Source organism: Subdoligranulum sp. DSM 23681, from assembly GCF_057005535.1.
The window spans coordinates 538,066-556,409 of record NZ_CM168050.1; the positions used below are offsets into that span (position 1 = coordinate 538,066).

An 18,344-nucleotide genomic window follows, 5' to 3' on the forward strand; every position below is an offset into this window, starting at 1 on the left:
ACCGCTTTTTGGACTTCTTTGCAAGCAAAAGGGACTTTGGAACGCCCAGCTTTCACAAAAACGGCATATTCATCCCTTGGCACCGGGCAGAAGAGCTACCCCGTCCCGCAGGATGACCAGAGGGTCCTCCCCTTTCAGCACATGCAGGCTGACGTAAGGCCGGCCCACTGCACTGTACAGGACCCGGTGCGGCATGGCGTCCATCAGCGGGCCCAGCTGCGCCGGTCCCACCACATCGGAGTACAGGATCAGATCGTCGCCCTTTTGTACGATCTCCACAATGCCTGCCCGGGCAGCGGTGACGCGCACCAGCGAGACATCCACCAGGCTCTGCACGCACTTGGGCGGATCGCCGTAGCGGTCGATGAGTTCGTCCAGCACGTCCTCTGCCCCCGCGGCATCCTCGATGGCCGCAATGCGCTTGTACGCTTCGATGCGGCCTGCCGCATCGGGAATGTAGGTTTCGGGCAGGTAGGCATCGGCGGTCACATCCACCAGGCAATCGCTCTTGTCCGGTTCCGGAGGGCGCCCCTTGGCGGCGGCAATGGCCTGGTTCAGCATCTTGACATACAGTTCGTAGCCCACGGCTTCCATATGACCGTGCTGGCTGTGTCCCAGCAGGCTGCCGGCGCCCCGGATCTGCAGGTCACGCATGGCAATGCGGAAGCCGGACCCGAACGCGGTGAATTCCCGGATGGCCGAAAGGCGTTTGGCGGCGATTTCGGTCAGAACCGCATCCCGCCGGAAGGTGAAGTAGGCATACGCCTTGCGGGAGGAACGGCCCACCCGGCCGCGGATCTGGTACAGCTGGGAAAGGCCCATGCGGTCGGCATTCTCGATGACCAGGGTGTTGCAGTTGCGCACGTCCACACCGGTTTCGATGAGGGTGGTGCAGACCAGGATGTCGATCTCGTTGTCCAGCAGCTGGCGCCACACCACCGAGATCTGTTCCTCGGTCATCTTGCCGTGGGCAATGCCGATGCGGGCCCCGGGCGCCATCTTGCCCACCCGGGCGGCACATTGTTCGATGTCGTCCACCCGGTTGTGCAGATAGTAGACCTGCCCGCCCCGGGCCAGCTCCTTGCGGATGGCTTCCGAAAGGATGCCTTCGTCGTATTCCAGCACATAGGTCTCCACCGGCTGGCGCTCAATGGGCGGCTGCTCGATGGTGGACATATCCCGGATCCCGGACAAGGCCATATTCAGGGTGCGGGGAATGGGCGTGGCGGACAGGGTGAGCACGTCCACCCCCACAAAGTTTTCCTTGAGTTTTTCCTTGTGCTTGACGCCGAAACGCTGCTCTTCATCAATGATGAGCAGGCCCAGGTCCTTGAATTTCACGTCGTCGGACAGCAGGCGGTGGGTGCCCACCACAATATCCACGGTGCCGTCCCGGAGCCCCCGCAGAGTCTCCTTCTGTTCCCGGGCGCTGCGGTAGCGGGAGAGCAGGCCGATGCGGATGGGAAACGCCTCCATGCGGGCCATGGCGGTGTTGAAATGCTGCCAGGCCAGGATGGTGGTGGGGGCCAGAATGGCACATTGCTTGCCGCCCATGACGCACTTGAAGGCAGCCCGCAGGGCCACCTCGGTCTTGCCCACGCCCACGTCGCCGCAGAGCAGCCGGTCCATGGGCCAGGGCTGTTCCATATCGTGTTTGATCTCGGCGGTGCTGGTCAGCTGGTCGGGGGTCTCATCGTAGGCAAAGCGCTGCTCAAAGTCTCCCTGCCAGGTGTCGTCACAGGGGAAGGCATAGCCGTGGGCCTGCTTGCGTCGGGCATAGAGCTCGATGAGTTCTTTGGCCATGGCTTCGGTAGCAGCCCGCACCTTTTTGCGGGTCTTGGCCCATTCCCCGCCGCCCAGGCGGTTGAGCTTGACGTTTTCCGCATCGCCAGGGGCCGTATACCGGGAGAGCAGGTCCAGCTGGGTGACCGGCACATACAGGGCATCTCCCTTGGCGTACTCGATGCGCAGATAGTCCTTGATGACCCCCTGCACCTCCATGCGCCGGATGCCCGCATAGCGGCCGATGCCGTGGTTCTGGTGCACCACCAGGTCACCGGGGGTGATATCGGTGAGGCTGTCCAGCGCATCCTTGTTCCGTCGGATTTTCCGTTTTGCGGTGCCGCTCTGGCCGAAGGCACGGGCGGTCAGCAGCGCATATTTGGCAAAAGGCAGTTCACATCCGGCAGACAGCTGACCGGGCAGCACCTGCACCAGGCCGGGAGCGGCCGGGGTGTCCGGGTCGGTGGAGACCGTGCAGCCCCTTCCCCGCAGGTCCTGGGCCAGACCGGCCACGGCGCGGGCGGTGCCAGCCAGAACGGTGACCCCAAACCCGCGGCTGCGCAGGGGTTCCAGCTCCTCCCACAGAGCCGCCACCTCCCCGTTCCAGGAAGGCAGGTTGTGGGCGGGTGCATTGATGATCTCCTTCAGGGGCTGGTCCGGAATGCTGCGGGCAAAGTTTTCGGCCAGCAGGGTGCGGCATTGTCCGGTTCTGCTCCACAGCCAGCCCGCATCGGCATACAGGTGATCCAGGCCTGCACAAAGAACGCCGTCCTCAAACAGGGCGGAAAACTCCTCGCCCCGGCGATAGTTGGCGGCGCGTTCGGCCTCCCGCACCGAGGCGGGTTCCTCCACGCAGAGCAGCGGGTCCTCAAAATAATCCAGCAGCGTGGCGGGCTGGGGATACCGCACATTCAGGTACTTGTCCATGGAGACCGGCAGGATCCCCGCATCCAGTTGGGCCAGATCGGGCGCCATGACCTGTTCCATGGCGGCGCGTTTTTTTCCGCGCTGGCGTTTCCAGTAAGCGCGCAGGGCTTCGGCCGCCTGGGCCGTGGCACCGAAAAGCACCTCCCGGGCGGGGCTGAGGTAGATCTTTTCCACCGGCTCATCCCGGCGCTGGGTGGACAGATCGAAGCTGTTCATGGTATCGATCTCATCCCCCCAGAATTCCACACGCACGGGGGATTTCATCTCGGGCGTGTACAGGTCCAGGATATCCCCGCGGATGGAAAACTGGCCCGGGCCTTCCACCCGGTCCCGGCGCACATAGCCTGCGTCCAGCAGCATGGTGTTCAGTTCCGCCCGGGGAAGGGTGTCCCCGGGGCGCAGGGTGCGGGTATTGCGGCAGAAATCCTCTTTCGGGGTGGTGAACTGGGTCAGCCCCTCAACAGGCACGCAGACGGCCTGCAGGCGGCCGCCCACCAGGTCGCCCAGCACAGCCAGACGGCGGTACTCGTATTCCCGGGCGGTCCCTTCAATAGGGCGCAGCACATAGTCCCGGGCCGGGAACACCGCGGCCGGCACTCCCAGCGTGTTCAGGTCGGCGGCAAAGCGGGTGGCCTCGGCTTCGCCGGGGGTGACCACACACAGCGGGCGGTCCAGTTCCCGGGAAAGGGCCGCGTACACCTGGGCCCTGCCGGCGGCCGGCAGACCGAAAAGCGCACTGGCCCCCTTGCCGGACAGCGCGTTGATGAGTTTTTTATGTTCCTGTGTTTGCTGGAAAAGTTCGTAAAACATAGAAGCAACCCATTTTCAGAAATATGAAATCCATCCTGCGGCAGATGCCGTCGATGGGCGTATACCCAAAAATCCCGGCCACCACGGCGGCGGCCAGGATCAGGAAAACAGAGTTGTATGTGCCCACGGCCCGCCTGTCAATGGTTGCAGCGGTTCTGGGCCTCGCCCAGCTTGCCATCCATGATCAGGCGGCAGGCGGTTTCAATATCAGGATAACGGTCGGTCATGGCCTTGGCCGCTTCCGGGGGAAACTTGCCCAGTACCCAGGCGGCCAGATCATACTCGGGATAGGGCTTGGCACCCACGCCGATGCGCACCCGGGGGAAGTCCTCCCCGCCCAGGCTCTGGATGATGCTCTTCAGGCCGTTATGCCCGCCGGCAGAGCCGCTGGCACGGATGCGCAGGTGACCGGGTTCCTGGGTGATGTCATCGCACAGGACGATCACATGGTCATGGGGGATCTTGTAAAACTGGGCCGCCGGGGCAATGCTCTGGCCGCTCAGGTTCATATACGTCAGAGGTTTGAGCAGCATGACCTTGTGGTCTCCCACCGTGGTCACACCGTACAGCCCCTGCCACTTGGATTTGGCAATATCGCATTTCCACTGTGCGGCCAGATAGTCCAGGGCCGCAAATCCGGCGTTGTGGCGGGTGCCTTCATATTTGGATTCCGGGTTGCCCAGACCGGCAATCAGCCAATCTGCCCCGGAAGTGTTGCTGAAAAATGACATAAAGAAGGGTTCTTCTCCTTTGGATATAATACCGTTTTTTCCGGCTGCGGTTCGCCACCACACCCGGTACGCCCCGGCGAATCCCACCGCACGGCAACATTATAATAAGAACAGGGCGGGTTCAGCCTTTCTTTTCGGCTTCCAGCTTCTGCTTCTTGGCAATGTACTTCTGCAGCTTTCGTTCGCCCCAGGACGGCACATTCGCCTGTTTGGCGCGCTCGATGCCCAGCGCGCCTTCCGGCACGTCCCTGCCGATGGTGGAACCGGCTGCCGTAAAGGCATGGTCCCCCACCGTGACCGGTGCCACCAGGTTGGTGTTGCAGCCAATAAAGCAGTAATCGCCGATGGTGGTGTGGAACTTGTCCTCGCCGTCATAGTTGCAGGTGACGGTGCCGCAGCCGAAGTTGCAGTACTTGCCCACGGTAGCATCGCCGATGTAGGTCAGGTGGCTGACGGTGTTGCCCTCGGCAAAATCGGCATTCTTGGTCTCCACATAGGCCCCCAGGTGGACCCCCTCCCCTGTCCGGGTTCCGGTGCGCACATGGGTGAAGGGACCGATCTTGTTATTGGGTCCCAGGGCGCTGTCATAGCACTGGCTGGCGTTGACGGTGGAGTTCTGTCCTACCGTTGTGTTTTCCAGAAGGGTGTTAGGGCCGATGACGCAGCCAGACTCAATGACCGTGTTGCCCCGCAGGATGCAGCCGGGCAGAATGGTGACCCCGGGAGCAATGATCACCTCCGGGTCGATATATACGTCGTCGCTGATGAACTCGACGCCGTTTTCCAGGTGTTTCTGGAAGGTTTCGGCAAACCGCTGCTTGGCAGCCAGATAGTTTTCTCTTGCAGAAGCCATGACAAAGGCCCTCCTTATAAATGTCGGCCATACAGGCAATCACAAACGAATCCGCCCGCAGGCGGCGCGGCGGCAGCACAATGCTCCGCGGCTTCCATTATAGCAGACGCCGCGGCAAATGAAAAGTAAGACTGACCCTCGCTTGCGGTATGGGAACAGCCCTGCGGAAAACTTTTTTCGAACTTTCCGCCCATTATAATTTACCTCATTTTTGGGCAAATTGCAAGAGAAATACGCAAAAATTTCGTCACTTTTTCAGTCAAAGCATTGCGCATTTTTTTAACAATCTACTGGTAATTCGGAGTTCGGTCTGTTATAATGGACTTTGCAATAAGTCCATGACTTTGCAGGCGTGTGCCATGGGTATGCGCCGGGAAGAAACCGTAGTACATATGGAGGTAAGATATGAGCAAGAAGTTCCTTTACCTGTTCAAAGAAGGTCATGACGCCTTCGGCGGTGACCAGACCACCATGAAGAACATTCTGGGTGGCAAGGGCGCCGGTCTGGCCGAGATGACCCACGCCGGCATGCCGGTTCCCCAGGGCTTCACCATCACCACCGAAGCCTGCACCCAGTATTATGCCGATCACCGCGAGATCAACGAAGAGATCCGCGCCGACATCTTCAAGTACATGGGTATCCTGGAAGAGCAGACCGGCAAGAAGTTCGGCGACATTGAGAACCCCCTGCTGGTTTCCGTCCGTTCCGGCGCCCGTATGTCCATGCCCGGCATGATGGACACCATCCTGAACCTGGGCCTGAACGACCAGGCTGTGGAAGGTCTGGCCAAGAAGACCGACAACCCCCGTTTCGCCTATGACTGCTATCGCCGTTTCATCCAGATGTACTCCGACGTCGTCATGGAACTGGGCAAGAGCTTCTTCGAAGAGCGCATCGACGCCATGAAGGAGAAGAAGGGCGTGACCCAGGACGTGGACCTGACCGCCGACGACCTGAAGGAACTGGTCAAGGAATTCAAGGCCATCTACCTGGAAAAGCAGGGCAGCGAATTCCCGCAGGACCCGAAGGAACAGCTGATCGGCGCCGTCAAGGCCGTCTTCCGTTCCTGGGACAACCCCCGCGCCAACGTCTATCGTAAGATGAACGAGATCCCCTACGAATGGGGCACCGCCGTCAACGTTCAGCAGATGGCGTTCGGCAACTCCGGCATGCGTTCCGGCACCGGCGTTGCGTTCACCCGTAACCCCGCTACCGGCGAGAAGAAGCTGATGGGCGAGTACCTGATCAACGCCCAGGGCGAAGACGTCGTGGCCGGTATCCGTACCCCCTCCCCCATCAGCAAGCTGCATGAGGAGATGCCCGAAGTCTACGACCAGTTCGTGGAGATCGCCACCCGCCTGGAAAACTACTACAAGGATATGCAGGACATGGAGTTCACCATCGAAGATGGTAAGCTGTTCATGCTGCAGACCCGTAACGGCAAGCGTACCGCCCAGGCTGCTCTGCAGATTGCCTGCGACCTGGTGGACGAGGGCGTCATCGATCAGCGCACCGCTGTTCTGCGCGTGGAGCCCAAGCAGCTGGATACCCTGCTGCATCCCCAGTTCGACGCTGCCGCTCTGAAGGCTGCCGAGGCTATCGGCAAGGGTCTGGCCGCTTCTCCGGGATCTGCCTGCGGCCGTGTGGTCTTCAGCGCTGAAGACGCCGAAGAGAAGGTCAAGGACCCCGAATGGAAGCGCGTTGTCCTGGTCCGTCTGGAAACCAGCCCCGAAGACATCGTCGGCATGCAGGTTTCTCAGGGCATCCTGACCGTCCGCGGCGGCATGACCAGCCACGCCGCCGTTGTGGCCCGTGGCATGGGCACCTGCTGTGTCTCCGGCTGCGGCAACGATAACAAGGTTGCCATCGACTATGACGCCAAGACCATCAGCATCAACGATCATGTCTTCCATGAAGGCGACTGGATGAGCATCGACGGCTCCACCGGCAACATCTACGAAGGCCAGATCGCTACCGTGGCTTCCACCGAGAACGCCAACTTCCAGCGCTTCATGGCCTGGGCTGACGCTGCCCGCCAGATGAAGGTCCTGACCAACGCCGACAACCCGCGCGACGCTCAGAACGCTGTGGATATGGGCGCTGAAGGCATCGGCCTGTGCCGTACCGAGCATATGTTCTTCGCCGAGGACCGCATCAAGGCTGTCCGTGAGATGATCTGCGCCCGCACCGTGGAAGAGCGCAAGACCGCTCTGGCCAAGGTTGAGCCGTATCAGGAAGCCGACTTCACCGCTATGTACCGCATCATGGGAGACCGTCCGATGACCATCCGTTATCTGGACCCGCCTCTGCATGAGTTCCTGCCCACCAAGCCCGAAGAGATCGAGGCTCTGGCCAAGGATATGGGCATGAGCACCGAAGAGCTGAACAACGTGGTTGTCAGCCTGCACGAGTTCAACCCCATGATGGGTCACCGTGGCTGCCGTCTGTGCGTCACCTACCCCGAAATCGCCGAGATGCAGACCAACGCCGTCATCAAGGCCGCTCTGAAGGTTTCTGCTGAGACCGGCAAGATGATCACTCCGCACATCATGATTCCTCTGGTGGGCGAAGTCAAGGAACTGAAGTACGTCAAGGATGTCGTCGTCAAGACCGCCGATAAGCTGATTGCTGAAGCCGGTGTTGACATGAAGTATCAGGTCGGTACCATGATCGAAATTCCGCGTGCCGCCCTGACCGCCGGCCAGATTGCCAAGGAAGCTGACTTCTTCAGCTTCGGCACCAACGACCTGACCCAGATGACCTTCGGCTTCAGCCGTGACGACGCTGCCAAGTTCCTGACCGCTTACTACGACAACAAGATCTACGAGAGCGATCCGTTCCAGCATCTCGACCAGGTCGGCGTCGGCAAGCTGGTCAAGATGGCTGCCCATGACGGCCGCGAAACCAACCCCAACCTGGGTCTGGGCATCTGCGGTGAGCACGGCGGCGATCCCAGCAGCGTTGAGTTCTGCCACAATGTGGGCCTGGACTACGTCAGCTGCTCTCCCTTCCGTGTGCCTATCGCTCGTCTGGCTGCTGCTCAGGCCGCTATCAAGAATCCTCGCAAGTAATTACGTTGGACTCTTGGAGCTCACGCTCAGCTTAGAGGATGCGCAAGCATTCCAAAAAACGCATAACAGCGTGATAAAGCCAAGCCGATGGCGTGATATCGACTTGGAGATCTACCTGTAATACGCCAATCCCCCTGCTACTGATTTCAGTTGCAGGGGGATTTTTTATGCCTACTTTTTGTTCAAAAGGCGATTTTGGGCCTGGAAAATCTGGATTTTCTGAAAATGTACCCGGTTTTTCGTATACATTTTTGGGCACAAAACGCCTCTTGCAAGCCTTATTTTTACCAAGAAAGGAAGCGTATTGTCATGGCAGAAAACCAAGCCCAAAACCCACAGGCTGAAAAAGTAATCGCTCTTTCAGCCGGTCTGCTGGAACCATTTCAGGGGCATCCCTTCCGGGTGGCCAGCGGCGAGGAAATGGAACAACTCAAGGAAAGCATCCGGGAGTACGGTGTTCTCTCGCCGCTGCTGGTCCGCCCCCGTGGGGATGGTCGCTACGAGATCGTCAGCGGACACCGCCGCAAGGCCGCCTGCGAGGCCCTGGGCATCACCGAACTGCCGGTACTGGTCCGGGAAATGACCGACGATGAGGCGGTGATCCTGATGGTGGACAGCAACATCCAGCGGGAGCATATCCTGCCCAGCGAGAAGGCGTTTGCCTATAAGATGAAGATGGAAGCGATCAGAAGGCAGGCCGGTCGGCCAAACAAGAATTCCCGACAAGTTGTCGGGAATATTGAGTCGGCAGATATAATTGGTCAAGCTGTAAATGAAAGTGGCCGCACCGTCCAGCGTTACATCCGCCTGACCCACCTGATCCCTTCCATCCTCCAGATGGTGGACGAATACCAAATCGCCTTCAATCCGGCGGTGGAGATTTCCTACCTGACCGAGGAACACCAGAGGATGCTCAAAGAGGAGATGGACGCCTGTCAGGCCACCCCGTCCCTGACCCAGTCCCGTACCCTCAAACAGATGAGCCAGGCGGGAACTCTGACCCGTGAATACCTGCATCACCTGCTCACCGAGAAAAAGCCCAACCAGCGGCAGAAGTTCTTCCTCAATCAGGAGGACGTGCAGCGATATTTTCCCAAGCACTACACCCCGCAGCAGATGCAGCAGGTCATTCTCCATCTGCTCCACACCTGGCAGCACAAACGCGGCTACAACAAGGACACACCGGAACGCTGAAGGAGGCACACCATGAAACTGACTTACACCGAAATCAACGGCTATCTCATTCCCGACCTGATCCTCCCCGAAACCGACACCCGCCCCATCGGCAAATACGGTGAGCTGCGGCGGCAGTTCCTGCAGGAGCATCGTCCTGACCTGTTCGACCTCATGCTTCTGGAAGGAACGCTACACAGCCACCTGGCCGATGCTGACGCCGAAGCCCGACAGATGTTAGAGGACACTATCACCCGGATGGCCCGCCAGCAGGGCGTGGATGAAGCCCTCAAACAGGCCGATCCGCTGGCCTGGGCAGGGCGCATGAATGCAATCAAGAATGCAGCCGAGGAAGCGGTCCTGCCGGACCTTCTGTACGGGGAAGCGCAGGAGTGATTCCTTTTCAGTCTGTACAAAAAGACCTGTCCGCAGGGGTAACGAGCACTGGCTTTGTATAGCTTTTGCAAGCCATACGTCGCCCCAGCTCAGGACGCTGGTAAGGGGCGCAGCCCCTATGACCCCCGAAAATCCAACAACGCAACAATGCAAAGACCGAGCAGCGATGCCCGGTCTTTTGCTATATGGAGGTGAAACTATGTTGACTCGAAACGTACAGATGAACATCCGGGTGACAGCGGAAGAAAAGAAGCTGTTTGAACAGGCAGCCACCCGATGTGGGCTGACACTCTCCCAATACATCCGTATGCGACTTCGCAACCAGGTGCCCCGGCAGCTGCCCACCGCCGACTACCGGCAGGTGCTGGATGCCCTCACCGCTCTCTACCACAAGGACAACACGCCGGAGGTACAGCGGGAGATTCTGGACACGCTGCTGGCCGTCCAGAGGGCAGTTACTGTGCCGCAGAAGGAGGAATGAGAAGATGGCTGTCACCAAGATCTGGCCCGTGAAAGGGCGTCTGGATGCGGTCATACGCTATGCCGGAAATGAAGAAAAGACCCGCCTGCCGGACCTGACCGGCCTGTCTGCGGGCAAGGACGATCTGAGCGATGTGCTGCAGTATGCCGCCAATGATGCCAAGACCACCCGGGAAAGCCAGCTGTTTGTCAGCGGCATCAACTGTGTGCCGGAGATTGCCCGCCAACAGATGGAGCTGACCAAGCAGCAGTTCGGCAAGACCGGCGGCACGGTGGCCTTTCACGCCTACCAAAGTTTCCGCCCCGGTGAAGTCACGCCGGAGCAGTGTCACGCCATCGGGGTGGAACTGGCCAAACGGGTGTGGGGTGACCGGTTTCAGGTGCTGGTGGCCACCCACCTGAACACCGATTGCTGCCACAATCACTTCGTCATCAACTCAGTGTCCTTTGTGGACGGCAAGCGGTACAACGATTGCAAAAAGACCTACCGTACTCTGCAGGACGCCTCGGATGAACTGTGCCGGGAGCAGGGACTTTCGGTGGTAGACAAAAAGGATGCCCACCGGGTGCCTCGTAACCTCTATCTGGCCGAGAAAGCCGGAGAGCCCACCCGGTATAACGTCATGCGTCAGGACATTGATTTGGCCATCCTGCGCAGCGAAACGCCCCGAGATCTGCCCCGCATCCTGCGCAAGATGGGCTACGAGGTGGACTTCAACCCCAACCATAAATACCCGACCATCAAACTGCCCCATGACCGACGCGCCGTGCGCTTCAAGACGCTGGGTGAGGAATACACCCCGCAGGCAATGGCCCAGCGTATCCAGCAGAATCATGAGATAGGAATTTTCAAACGTATGGAGATCTACAACAAGCGTTACCCGCCGGTGCATCCCCATGACCAGAAGCTGCGTCAGGACTTCCGCAAGGCCATTATGGAGGCGTTTGGCATCTACCGCACCTACTTGTACTACTGCTATCTGCTGGGCAAGCTGCCCACCACAACACCCAACTACCGCCCGCCCCATCCGGCTATGCGGGAGGATTACCGCCGCTGGGCAGAAATTGAAAAGCAGCTGCATCTTCTGGAACGGTATTCTCTGAATACCGCAGAGGACGTAGCTGCATTTACATCGGAGCAAGAGCAGAAACTGGCCGTCTTGGAAACCCGGCGCACCAAGTGCCGCAACCGCCTGCGCCGCTGCCGCGACCCGACCGAGTGCGAGGCTCTCCACACGGAAAAGGATGAACTGACCAAACAGATCACCGAAACAAGAAAGAAGCTGCACACAGCCCAACAAATCCCTTCCCGTGTCAAACGTATGCGGGAGAACATCCAAATGTTGAACGACCGGGAGCAGCAGCGCGCCGCCCACCAGAAAGAGCGATAACCACCCCACCACAGAAAGGACAAAGACAATGAATCCCTACGGAATTTTGACTACTTATGAAGAACGCATGAAAGCCAACCTGCAGCAGTACCAGCGCCCCGAGAAGGCGGGGACTTTCCGGCTGCGCCTCGATCACCGCACCTGGGGCAAGCACATGTGCCTGTTCTGCTACTTCACTGATCTGGACACCAGCGAGAAGATCCGCCTGGCCTGCTGGCGCGGCGCCGGGGAACGCTATGCCCCTCGAAAATGCACCATCGACTTTGCCAAGGTTCGTGACCGCACCGTCTGGCGCTGCACTCTGGCGGCAAACGTGTACGGCATCATTGACTGGATTGACGCGGAGCCGCTGTAAGAAAAGCCTGCACTACCACTTTGTAACGTGACATAAGCGACAGCCCCTACCTGTGTATGGATGCACAGGTAGGGGCTGTTTGCTATTTCAGTTCTTGTTCTAGACTATCAAACTCAGGTGTAGAGAAAAACTCCCCCAATGTGATGTCCAAACCATCGCAAATCATCTTTATAGTAATCAGTTTCGGGTTCTGGCTTTTCCCGTACAAAATGTTCTTAATGCTGGACGGCGAAAGCGCAGAAATCGTAGCCAATTTGTTGATGCTGATACCACGTTCTCCGCATAATTCCAAAATACGGTTGCGGACAGCAGTAACGGTATCCATGCGCTTTCGCCTCCCCTGAATTGTTTGTCATATATAGAATAAACAACTCAGTTGCCAAATATAGGCTATGCGTGCTACTATTAGGCTATGTATAGCCTATATTTGAGGTGAAAAGTATGGAAAAGAAAGCATGTACCTTCTTTGGACATCGTGACTGCCCGGAAACTATCAAACCGAAAATCCGGACGGCGGTAATTGATCTGATCGAGAATCACGGAGTAACCATGTTTTATGTTGGAAATCAGGGCAATTTTGACCGTCTGGTGCGTTCTATTCTGAAAGAAGTAACAACGGCGTATCCAGAGGTTGGATACGCCGTTGTTCTTGCTTATATGCCGTCTGCCAAGAAAAGGGCAGATGATTCTTCTGACACATTGCTGCCAGACGGAATCGAAAAAGTTCCAAAACGCTTCGCCATCCCCTGGCGCAATAAGTGGATGATTGAGCATGCAGACTATGTGGTTACCTATGTAACCCGCTTATTTGGGGGTGCTGCACAATTCTCGGCTTTAGCCAAATCGAAAGGAAAGATTATATACGATATAAAAATAGGAGCAGAGTTCATATAAAATGTGAAAAATGTGTTGTGCTTTCTATGATAACAGGTATAATTATATGTGGATAATTATATATTTTTTAGTCAAATGTGATGTAACATTTCAAAATAAAACTACTGTGCCGTAAACCGCTAATGAAACTTAGCAACGCCGGAGCCAAAGAAAAAGGAAGGGGGAAACTGATGTGAGCACAATCCTGCCGAAGCATCAAATGAGTGAGGAGGATATTAAACTCCAGTACATTACCCCTGCCATTTTGTCTAAATGGAGCCGGGAAAAGATCACTATGGAGACCCGCATCACAGACGGTAAGATTAACCTGAAGGGCAACTTTGTATTCCGTGAAAAACCCAAGCGGGCAGATTATATCCTGTACCTCAGTGCAAACAATCCGATTGCGATTGTGGAAGCAAAAGACAATACCCATGCTGTTTCCCATGGTCTGCAGCAAGCAATGACCTATGCTCAAATGCTGGATATTCCCTTTGCCTATAGTTCCAATGGCGACGGTTTTATGGAGCACGATTTCCTGACTGGCCAGGAGCGCGAGATCGGCCTGGACGAATTTCCATCGGAACAGGAGTTGGCTACCCGCTACAAGCAAGAATCTGGCTTGACGCCCCGCCAGGAAACCATCCTGGAACAGCCCTATTATTCCAGCCAGAATACCTATCCTCCGCGCTATTACCAACGTATCGCCATTAACCGGACGGTGGATGCCATTGCGCGCGGACAGCAACGGATTCTCCTTGTCATGGCCACAGGCACCGGTAAGACCTATACTGCCTTCCAGATCGTGTACAGATTGCTTCAAAGTGGCATGAAGCGCAAGATTCTCTATCTGGCTGACCGAAACATTCTGGTCGATCAGTCCATCCAGCAGGATTTTGCACCGCTGGAAAAGGTCATCCATAAAATTAATGTAGCAAAGGATGACAAAAGCACCATCACTTCCCATGAGGTATATTTCTCGTTGTATCAGCAGCTGGTAGGCGAGGATGACGAGGAACATTTCAGCGAACTGTTTACACCGGATTTCTTTGATCTCATCATTGTTGATGAGTGTCACAGAGGTTCTGCGAAAGAGGAAAGCCGCTGGCGCAGAATTCTGGAGTATTTTCAATCCGCTACGCAAATCGGCATGACTGCTACGCCCAAGGAAACCAAGTATATCTCCAACCTCAGCTACTTTGGCGAACCGGTCTATACATACAGCCTGAAAGAAGGGATTGAGGACGGTTTCCTTGCTCCATTTAAAGTCATCAATATCATGACCGACATTGGGGAAGGCTGGCGCCCGCGCAAAGGGCAGAAAGACATCAACGGAGAAGAAATCCCTGACCGGATTTATACCAACAGCGATTACGATTACAATATCATCATCGAGGATCGAATCCAACAGGTGGCCCAGGAAATCACTAACTACCTGAAGAGCACGGACCGCATGGCCAAGACCATCGTGTTTTGTGCAACAGAGGACGCGGCTTTGCGTATGCGGGATGCGCTGGCAAAGCTCAACGCCGATATGATGAAGAAAAATCCCGACTATGTGGTACGCATTACTGGCGGTGATGAATACGGGAAAAAGAAACTGAAATACTTCATCTCTGTTTCGTCACCCTATCCGGTGATTGCAACCACGTCCAAGCTGCTTTCTACCGGGGCCGACTGCAAGATGACCAAGCTGATTGTGCTGGATGAAATGATCGGTTCCATGACCGAATTCAAGCAGATCATTGGCCGTGGTACACGACTGCGGGAAAAAGAAGGTAAGACCCATTTTGTGGTTATGGATTTCCGCAATGTGACGCGCTTGTTTGCTGATCCTGAATGGGATGGGCCCATCGAAATGAATGAAGGCTACACGCCCGGCGGGAAGCAGCCCGACCAGAAAGATCCCCCGGATGGTGACGGAAAAGGAGATGAACCGACGCCACCAGGGCAGAGGAAAAAGCCCATTGTGGATAGAAACGGTTGTCAGGTACAGATCATCCACAAAACAGTATCTGTGTATGATGCCAACGGCAAGCTGCTGCGGCAGGAAAGCATTGTGGACTACACCAAGGAGAATATCCTGGGTGAGTATGCTTCTCTGGATAATTTTATTCGGCAGTGGTCTGCACAGGATAAAAAAGAGCAGATTCGGGACTTGCTCCATGATCGGGGAATTGATTTGGAACTGCTGAAAGCGGACCAGAACATGACCGATGTGGATGACTTTGACTTCATCTGCCATGTGGCTTTTGACAGAAAACCCCTTACCCGTAAGGAACGTGCCAACAATGTGAAAAGGCGTGACTTTTTCAGCAAGTACAGTGGCGTAGCGCGAGAAGTGCTGGAAGCGTTGCTGGATAAGTACATGAATACGGGCATTTATGAGATTGAGAAAACAGAAATTCTAAAGCTTGATCCATTCCTGAAACTGGGCAAGCCTGCAAAAATTGCCGGGTATTTTGGCGGTAAGCAGGGCTATCTGAAAGCAGTACAGGAACTGGAACAGGCAATCTATACAGACGAGGTAGGTTAACCCCCACATGAGCAACTTGACAGGATTTGTAAAACGGCTGAGGGACATCATGCGAAATGATGCCGGTATCAACGGCGATGCACAGCGTATTGAGCAGATTGCCTGGATGCTGTTTTTGAAGGTGTACGACGCCAAGGAACAGGACTGGGAATGGGATGATGAGGAGTATCAATCCATCATTCCCGCCGAGTGCCGCTGGCAAAACTGGGCACATGATGATAAGTCCGGTACCGCCCTCACTGGCGATAAACTTCTGGATTTTGTCAACAACAAGATGTTCCCGACGCTGAAAAAATTGCCGGTGGACGCATCCACTCCCATCAAAAAGGCAATCGTGCAAACCACATTTTCCGATGCCAACAACTACATGAAAGACGGTGTGTTGCTGCGGCAGGTCATCAATGTGATCGATGACATTGATTTCAGCGACTATGAAGAAAGCCATGCCTTCGGGGAAATTTATGAAACCATTCTGAAAGAGCTGCAAAGTGCCGGTTCTGCTGGTGAGTTTTATACACCCCGCGCTGTCACCGACTTTATGGCCAAGGTCATCAAGCCTCAGATTGGAGAAACCATGGCAGATTTTGCCTGCGGTACAGGTGGCTTTATCATTAGCTGGCTGAAAGAACTGCAAAAGAAGATTAAAAGTACCGCGGATGCCGAAAAGTACAGCAATTCCATTTACGGAATCGAGAAAAAGCAGTTCCCGTATATGCTTTGTGTAACCAACCTGCTGCTTCACGGATTGGATGTGCCGCAGGTATACCATGCCAATACACTGCTCCACGATGTGTTGGACTACACCGAAGACGATCAGGTGGATGTAGTGCTGATGAATCCGCCCTACGGCGGCAGCGAAAAGGTGGACGTGAAAAATCATTTTCCTGCCGATCTGGCCAGTAGTGAGACTGCCGACCTGTTTATGTCGGTCATCATGTATCGTTTGAAACAGAATGGTCGGGCAGCGGTGATTTTGCCGGATGGATTTTTGTTCGGTACTGACAACGCCAAAGTCAACATCAAGAAAAAGCTGCTCCGGGAGTTCAATCTGCATACCATTATCCGTCTGCCGGGCAGCGTGTTTTCGCCTTATACCTCTATCACTACCAACATTCTTTTCTTTGATAAGACCCATCCCACCGAGGAAACCTGGTTCTATCGCCTGGACATGCCAGAGGGTTATAAACATTTCTCCAAAACCAAGCCCATGAAGCTGGAGCATTTCCAGCCTGTTCTGGACTGGTGGAATGACCGTAAGGAAATTACCGAGGACGGCTTTGATAAAGCAAAGAAGTTTACAGCTCAGCAGCTTACTGATGAACTGGGCTATAATCTGGATCAATGTGGTTATCCTCACGAGGAAGAAGAAATTCTGGCCCCGCTGGATTTGATTCATCGTTACGAGGAACAGCGTTCGTCCCTCAATGCCGAGATTGATCGGGTGTTGGAACAGATTACCACCATGCTGGGAGGAACTGCAGAATGACCCCACAGGAACTGAAAAATAGCATTTTGCAGCTCGCTATCCAGGGAAAACTGGTGGAGCAGCGCCCTGAGGAAGGCACAGCAGAGGAACTCTTTGCCCAAATTCAGCAGGAAAAGCAGCGTCTGATTGCTGAAAAGAAAATTAAAAAGGAAAAGCCGTTGCCTGAAATTACTGACGATGAAAAGCCCTTTGATATTCCGGAGAATTGGATGTGGGTACGATTTGGAGATATAAGCACATATAATCATCGAAAACCAAAAGTATCTGCAAATGACATTACAGGAGATATGTGGTCATTGGATCTTGAGGATATCGAGAAAGAAAGTGGAAAAATCGTCAATACCTGCAAAGCATCCGAACGAAAGATTTCTGGAGACAAAGTTCAATTCTATAAAGGTCAAGTCCTATACAGCAAACTTCGCCCATACTTAAAAAAGATTCTTGTTGCTCCTAATGCTGGCATCTGTTCGTCGGAGATCGTTCCATTCAATTTGTTTGGAAACATAGATTCGCAATATGTAGTTTATTTCTTGAAATCTCCTCATGTAGATTTTATTATCAATTCTGTCACCTACGGTGTAAAAATGCCGAGAGTCGGAACAGAAACAATGGTTGAATTGCCCTTCCCGCTTCCTCCCCTAGCTGAACAAAAGCGAATTGTTGCCAAAATCGAGGAACTGTTGCCTTATATTGACCGCTACGAGCAGGCATGGAGCAAGCTGGAACAGTTCAACAGCCGCTTCCCGGAAGACATGAAAAAATCCCTCCTGCAGTACGCCATTCAGGGTAAACTGGTGGAACAGCGTCCCGAGGAAGGTACAGCTGAGGAACTCTTTGCCCAAATTCAGCAGGAAAAACAGCGCCTAATTGCCAAGAAGAAAATCAAAAAGGAAAAGCCTCTGCCCGAAATCACCGACGATGAAAAGCCCTTTGATATTCCGGAAGGATGGATGTGGGTAAGATTATCTCAAATTTGGGTGGTACTCAATGGTGATAGAGGCAAAAATTACCCAGCAAAGTCAAAACTCTCAACTACAGGTATTCCATTTATTAGTGCAGTAAATTTAGATGGGAAAACGGTTGTACAAGATGAAAGCTTATTATGCCTCTCACAAGAACAATACAATAAATTAGGTAATGGAAAATTAGAAAAGAACGATGTAGTGGTTTGTATTAGAGGCTCATTAGGTAAGCATGGTGTGTACCCATTTGATAAAGGAGCAATTGCTTCTTCTTTGGTAATCTTGAGAAATTATTATACCGCAATATTCGACAATGATTTTTTGTTGCTATATTTGGATTCACCTCTATTTTTTCAAGAAATTAAAAAGTATGATAATGGAACGGCGCAACCTAATTTGTCTGCAAAAAGTTTGGAACAATTCTTGATTCCTCTCCCGCCACTTGCCGAACAAAAACGTATTGTCCAAAAACTAGATCATCTATTGCCGTTGTGTGATCACCTGATGTGAAGCAAAT

Annotated in this window: 15 protein-coding genes; 10 read left to right on the forward strand and 5 right to left on the reverse strand. The window is 54.7% G+C overall.

From position 1 onward, the window contains the following. Positions 1-69: 69 nt before the first annotated feature. The 3 genes from mfd to AC127K_RS02695 form a co-directional block, all read right to left on the reverse strand. Entirely contained in the window at positions 70-3,519 is a 3,450-nt protein-coding gene (gene mfd, locus AC127K_RS02685; RefSeq protein WP_483721460.1) for a transcription-repair coupling factor, read from the reverse strand. A gap of 137 nt (positions 3,520-3,656) precedes the next feature. After that, positions 3,657-4,250, reverse strand: coding sequence for an aminoacyl-tRNA hydrolase (gene pth / locus AC127K_RS02690; protein WP_483721461.1), 594 nt, complete (start codon positions 4,248-4,250; stop codon positions 3,657-3,659). A gap of 121 nt (positions 4,251-4,371) precedes the next feature. Continuing rightward, the gene (locus AC127K_RS02695; RefSeq protein WP_483721462.1) at positions 4,372-5,103 is read right to left on the reverse strand and encodes a UDP-N-acetylglucosamine diphosphorylase; all 732 of its coding nucleotides are present in this window, start codon (positions 5,101-5,103) and stop codon (positions 4,372-4,374) included. 405 nt (positions 5,104-5,508) lie between these two features. Between AC127K_RS02695 and ppdK the strand changes: the two genes are divergently transcribed. Then, a complete protein-coding gene (ppdK, locus tag AC127K_RS02700; protein WP_483721463.1) occupies positions 5,509-8,175 on the forward strand; it encodes a pyruvate, phosphate dikinase in 2,667 nt (888 codons plus the stop codon). 31 nt (positions 8,176-8,206) lie between these two features. Here the strand turns inward: ppdK and AC127K_RS02705 are convergent, their stop codons facing one another. Next, positions 8,207-8,434 carry a hypothetical protein gene (locus tag AC127K_RS02705; RefSeq protein WP_193502279.1) on the reverse strand — a complete coding sequence of 76 codons (228 nt, stop codon included), beginning with the start codon at positions 8,432-8,434 and terminating at the stop codon, positions 8,207-8,209. Between the two features lie 50 nt (positions 8,435-8,484). Here AC127K_RS02705 and AC127K_RS02710 point away from each other — a divergent pair, with 50 nt between their 5' ends. The 5 genes from AC127K_RS02710 to AC127K_RS02730 all read left to right on the forward strand — a co-directional run bounded on the left by AC127K_RS02710 (position 8,485) and on the right by AC127K_RS02730 (position 11,970). Then, complete coding sequence (locus tag AC127K_RS02710) at positions 8,485-9,369, forward strand: ParB/RepB/Spo0J family partition protein (RefSeq protein WP_483721464.1); 885 nt, start codon at positions 8,485-8,487, stop codon at positions 9,367-9,369. Positions 9,370-9,381: 12 nt separating this feature from the next. Next, entirely contained in the window at positions 9,382-9,744 is a 363-nt protein-coding gene (locus AC127K_RS02715; RefSeq protein ID WP_483721465.1) for a TnpV protein, read from the forward strand. Between the two features lie 199 nt (positions 9,745-9,943). After that, the gene (locus tag AC127K_RS02720; protein ID WP_483721466.1) at positions 9,944-10,225 is read left to right on the forward strand and encodes a plasmid mobilization protein; all 282 of its coding nucleotides are present in this window, start codon (positions 9,944-9,946) and stop codon (positions 10,223-10,225) included. Between the two features lie 4 nt (positions 10,226-10,229). Next, the gene (locus AC127K_RS02725) at positions 10,230-11,615 is read left to right on the forward strand and encodes a relaxase/mobilization nuclease domain-containing protein (protein WP_483721467.1); all 1,386 of its coding nucleotides are present in this window, start codon (positions 10,230-10,232) and stop codon (positions 11,613-11,615) included. A 28-nt stretch (positions 11,616-11,643) separates the two neighbouring features. Next, entirely contained in the window at positions 11,644-11,970 is a 327-nt protein-coding gene (locus AC127K_RS02730) for a hypothetical protein (RefSeq protein WP_483721468.1), read from the forward strand. Positions 11,971-12,052: 82 nt separating this feature from the next. On the opposite strand, the gene AC127K_RS02735 is transcribed toward AC127K_RS02730, so the two are convergent. After that, the gene (locus AC127K_RS02735) at positions 12,053-12,295 is read right to left on the reverse strand and encodes a helix-turn-helix domain-containing protein (protein WP_483721469.1); all 243 of its coding nucleotides are present in this window, start codon (positions 12,293-12,295) and stop codon (positions 12,053-12,055) included. Between the two features lie 116 nt (positions 12,296-12,411). On the opposite strand from AC127K_RS02735, the gene AC127K_RS02740 reads away from it, so the two are divergent. The 4 genes from AC127K_RS02740 (at position 12,412) to AC127K_RS02755 (ending at position 18,337) form a co-directional block, all read left to right on the forward strand. Further along, positions 12,412-12,864, forward strand: a complete 453-nt coding sequence (locus AC127K_RS02740) for a hypothetical protein (protein WP_483721470.1) — start codon at positions 12,412-12,414, stop codon at positions 12,862-12,864. 199 nt (positions 12,865-13,063) lie between these two features. After that, on the forward strand, positions 13,064-15,379 hold the full coding sequence (hsdR, locus tag AC127K_RS02745; RefSeq protein ID WP_483722168.1) for an EcoAI/FtnUII family type I restriction enzme subunit R: 2,316 nt from the start codon (positions 13,064-13,066) through the stop codon (positions 15,377-15,379). Between the two features lie 49 nt (positions 15,380-15,428). Beyond that, positions 15,429-16,865: a class I SAM-dependent DNA methyltransferase gene (locus tag AC127K_RS02750; protein ID WP_483721471.1), complete on the forward strand. Its 1,437-nt coding sequence runs from the start codon at positions 15,429-15,431 to the stop codon at positions 16,863-16,865. Next, positions 16,862-18,337: a restriction endonuclease subunit S gene (locus AC127K_RS02755; RefSeq protein WP_483721472.1), complete on the forward strand. Its 1,476-nt coding sequence runs from the start codon at positions 16,862-16,864 to the stop codon at positions 18,335-18,337. The genes AC127K_RS02750 and AC127K_RS02755 overlap by 4 nt, the downstream gene beginning before the upstream one ends. Positions 18,338-18,344: the final 7 nt, after the last annotated feature.

Excerpts from the sequence above, each read along its gene's own strand:
- mfd (WP_483721460.1), bottom strand. The coding sequence starts at position 3,519 with ATGTTTTACGAACTTTTCCAGCAAACACAGGAACATAAAAAACTCATC.
- pth (WP_483721461.1), bottom strand. The coding sequence starts at position 4,250 with ATGTCATTTTTCAGCAACACTTCCGGGGCAGATTGGCTGATTGCCGGT.
- AC127K_RS02695 (WP_483721462.1), bottom strand. The coding sequence starts at position 5,103 with ATGGCTTCTGCAAGAGAAAACTATCTGGCTGCCAAGCAGCGGTTTGCC.
- ppdK (WP_483721463.1), top strand. The coding sequence starts at position 5,509 with ATGAGCAAGAAGTTCCTTTACCTGTTCAAAGAAGGTCATGACGCCTTC.
- AC127K_RS02710 (WP_483721464.1), top strand. The coding sequence starts at position 8,485 with ATGGCAGAAAACCAAGCCCAAAACCCACAGGCTGAAAAAGTAATCGCT.
- AC127K_RS02715 (WP_483721465.1), top strand. The coding sequence starts at position 9,382 with ATGAAACTGACTTACACCGAAATCAACGGCTATCTCATTCCCGACCTG.
- AC127K_RS02720 (WP_483721466.1), top strand. The coding sequence starts at position 9,944 with ATGTTGACTCGAAACGTACAGATGAACATCCGGGTGACAGCGGAAGAA.
- AC127K_RS02725 (WP_483721467.1), top strand. The coding sequence starts at position 10,230 with ATGGCTGTCACCAAGATCTGGCCCGTGAAAGGGCGTCTGGATGCGGTC.
- AC127K_RS02730 (WP_483721468.1), top strand. The coding sequence starts at position 11,644 with ATGAATCCCTACGGAATTTTGACTACTTATGAAGAACGCATGAAAGCC.
- AC127K_RS02735 (WP_483721469.1), bottom strand. The coding sequence starts at position 12,295 with ATGGATACCGTTACTGCTGTCCGCAACCGTATTTTGGAATTATGCGGA.
- AC127K_RS02740 (WP_483721470.1), top strand. The coding sequence starts at position 12,412 with ATGGAAAAGAAAGCATGTACCTTCTTTGGACATCGTGACTGCCCGGAA.
- hsdR (WP_483722168.1), top strand. The coding sequence starts at position 13,064 with ATGAGTGAGGAGGATATTAAACTCCAGTACATTACCCCTGCCATTTTG.
- AC127K_RS02750 (WP_483721471.1), top strand. The coding sequence starts at position 15,429 with ATGCGAAATGATGCCGGTATCAACGGCGATGCACAGCGTATTGAGCAG.
- AC127K_RS02755 (WP_483721472.1), top strand. The coding sequence starts at position 16,862 with ATGACCCCACAGGAACTGAAAAATAGCATTTTGCAGCTCGCTATCCAG.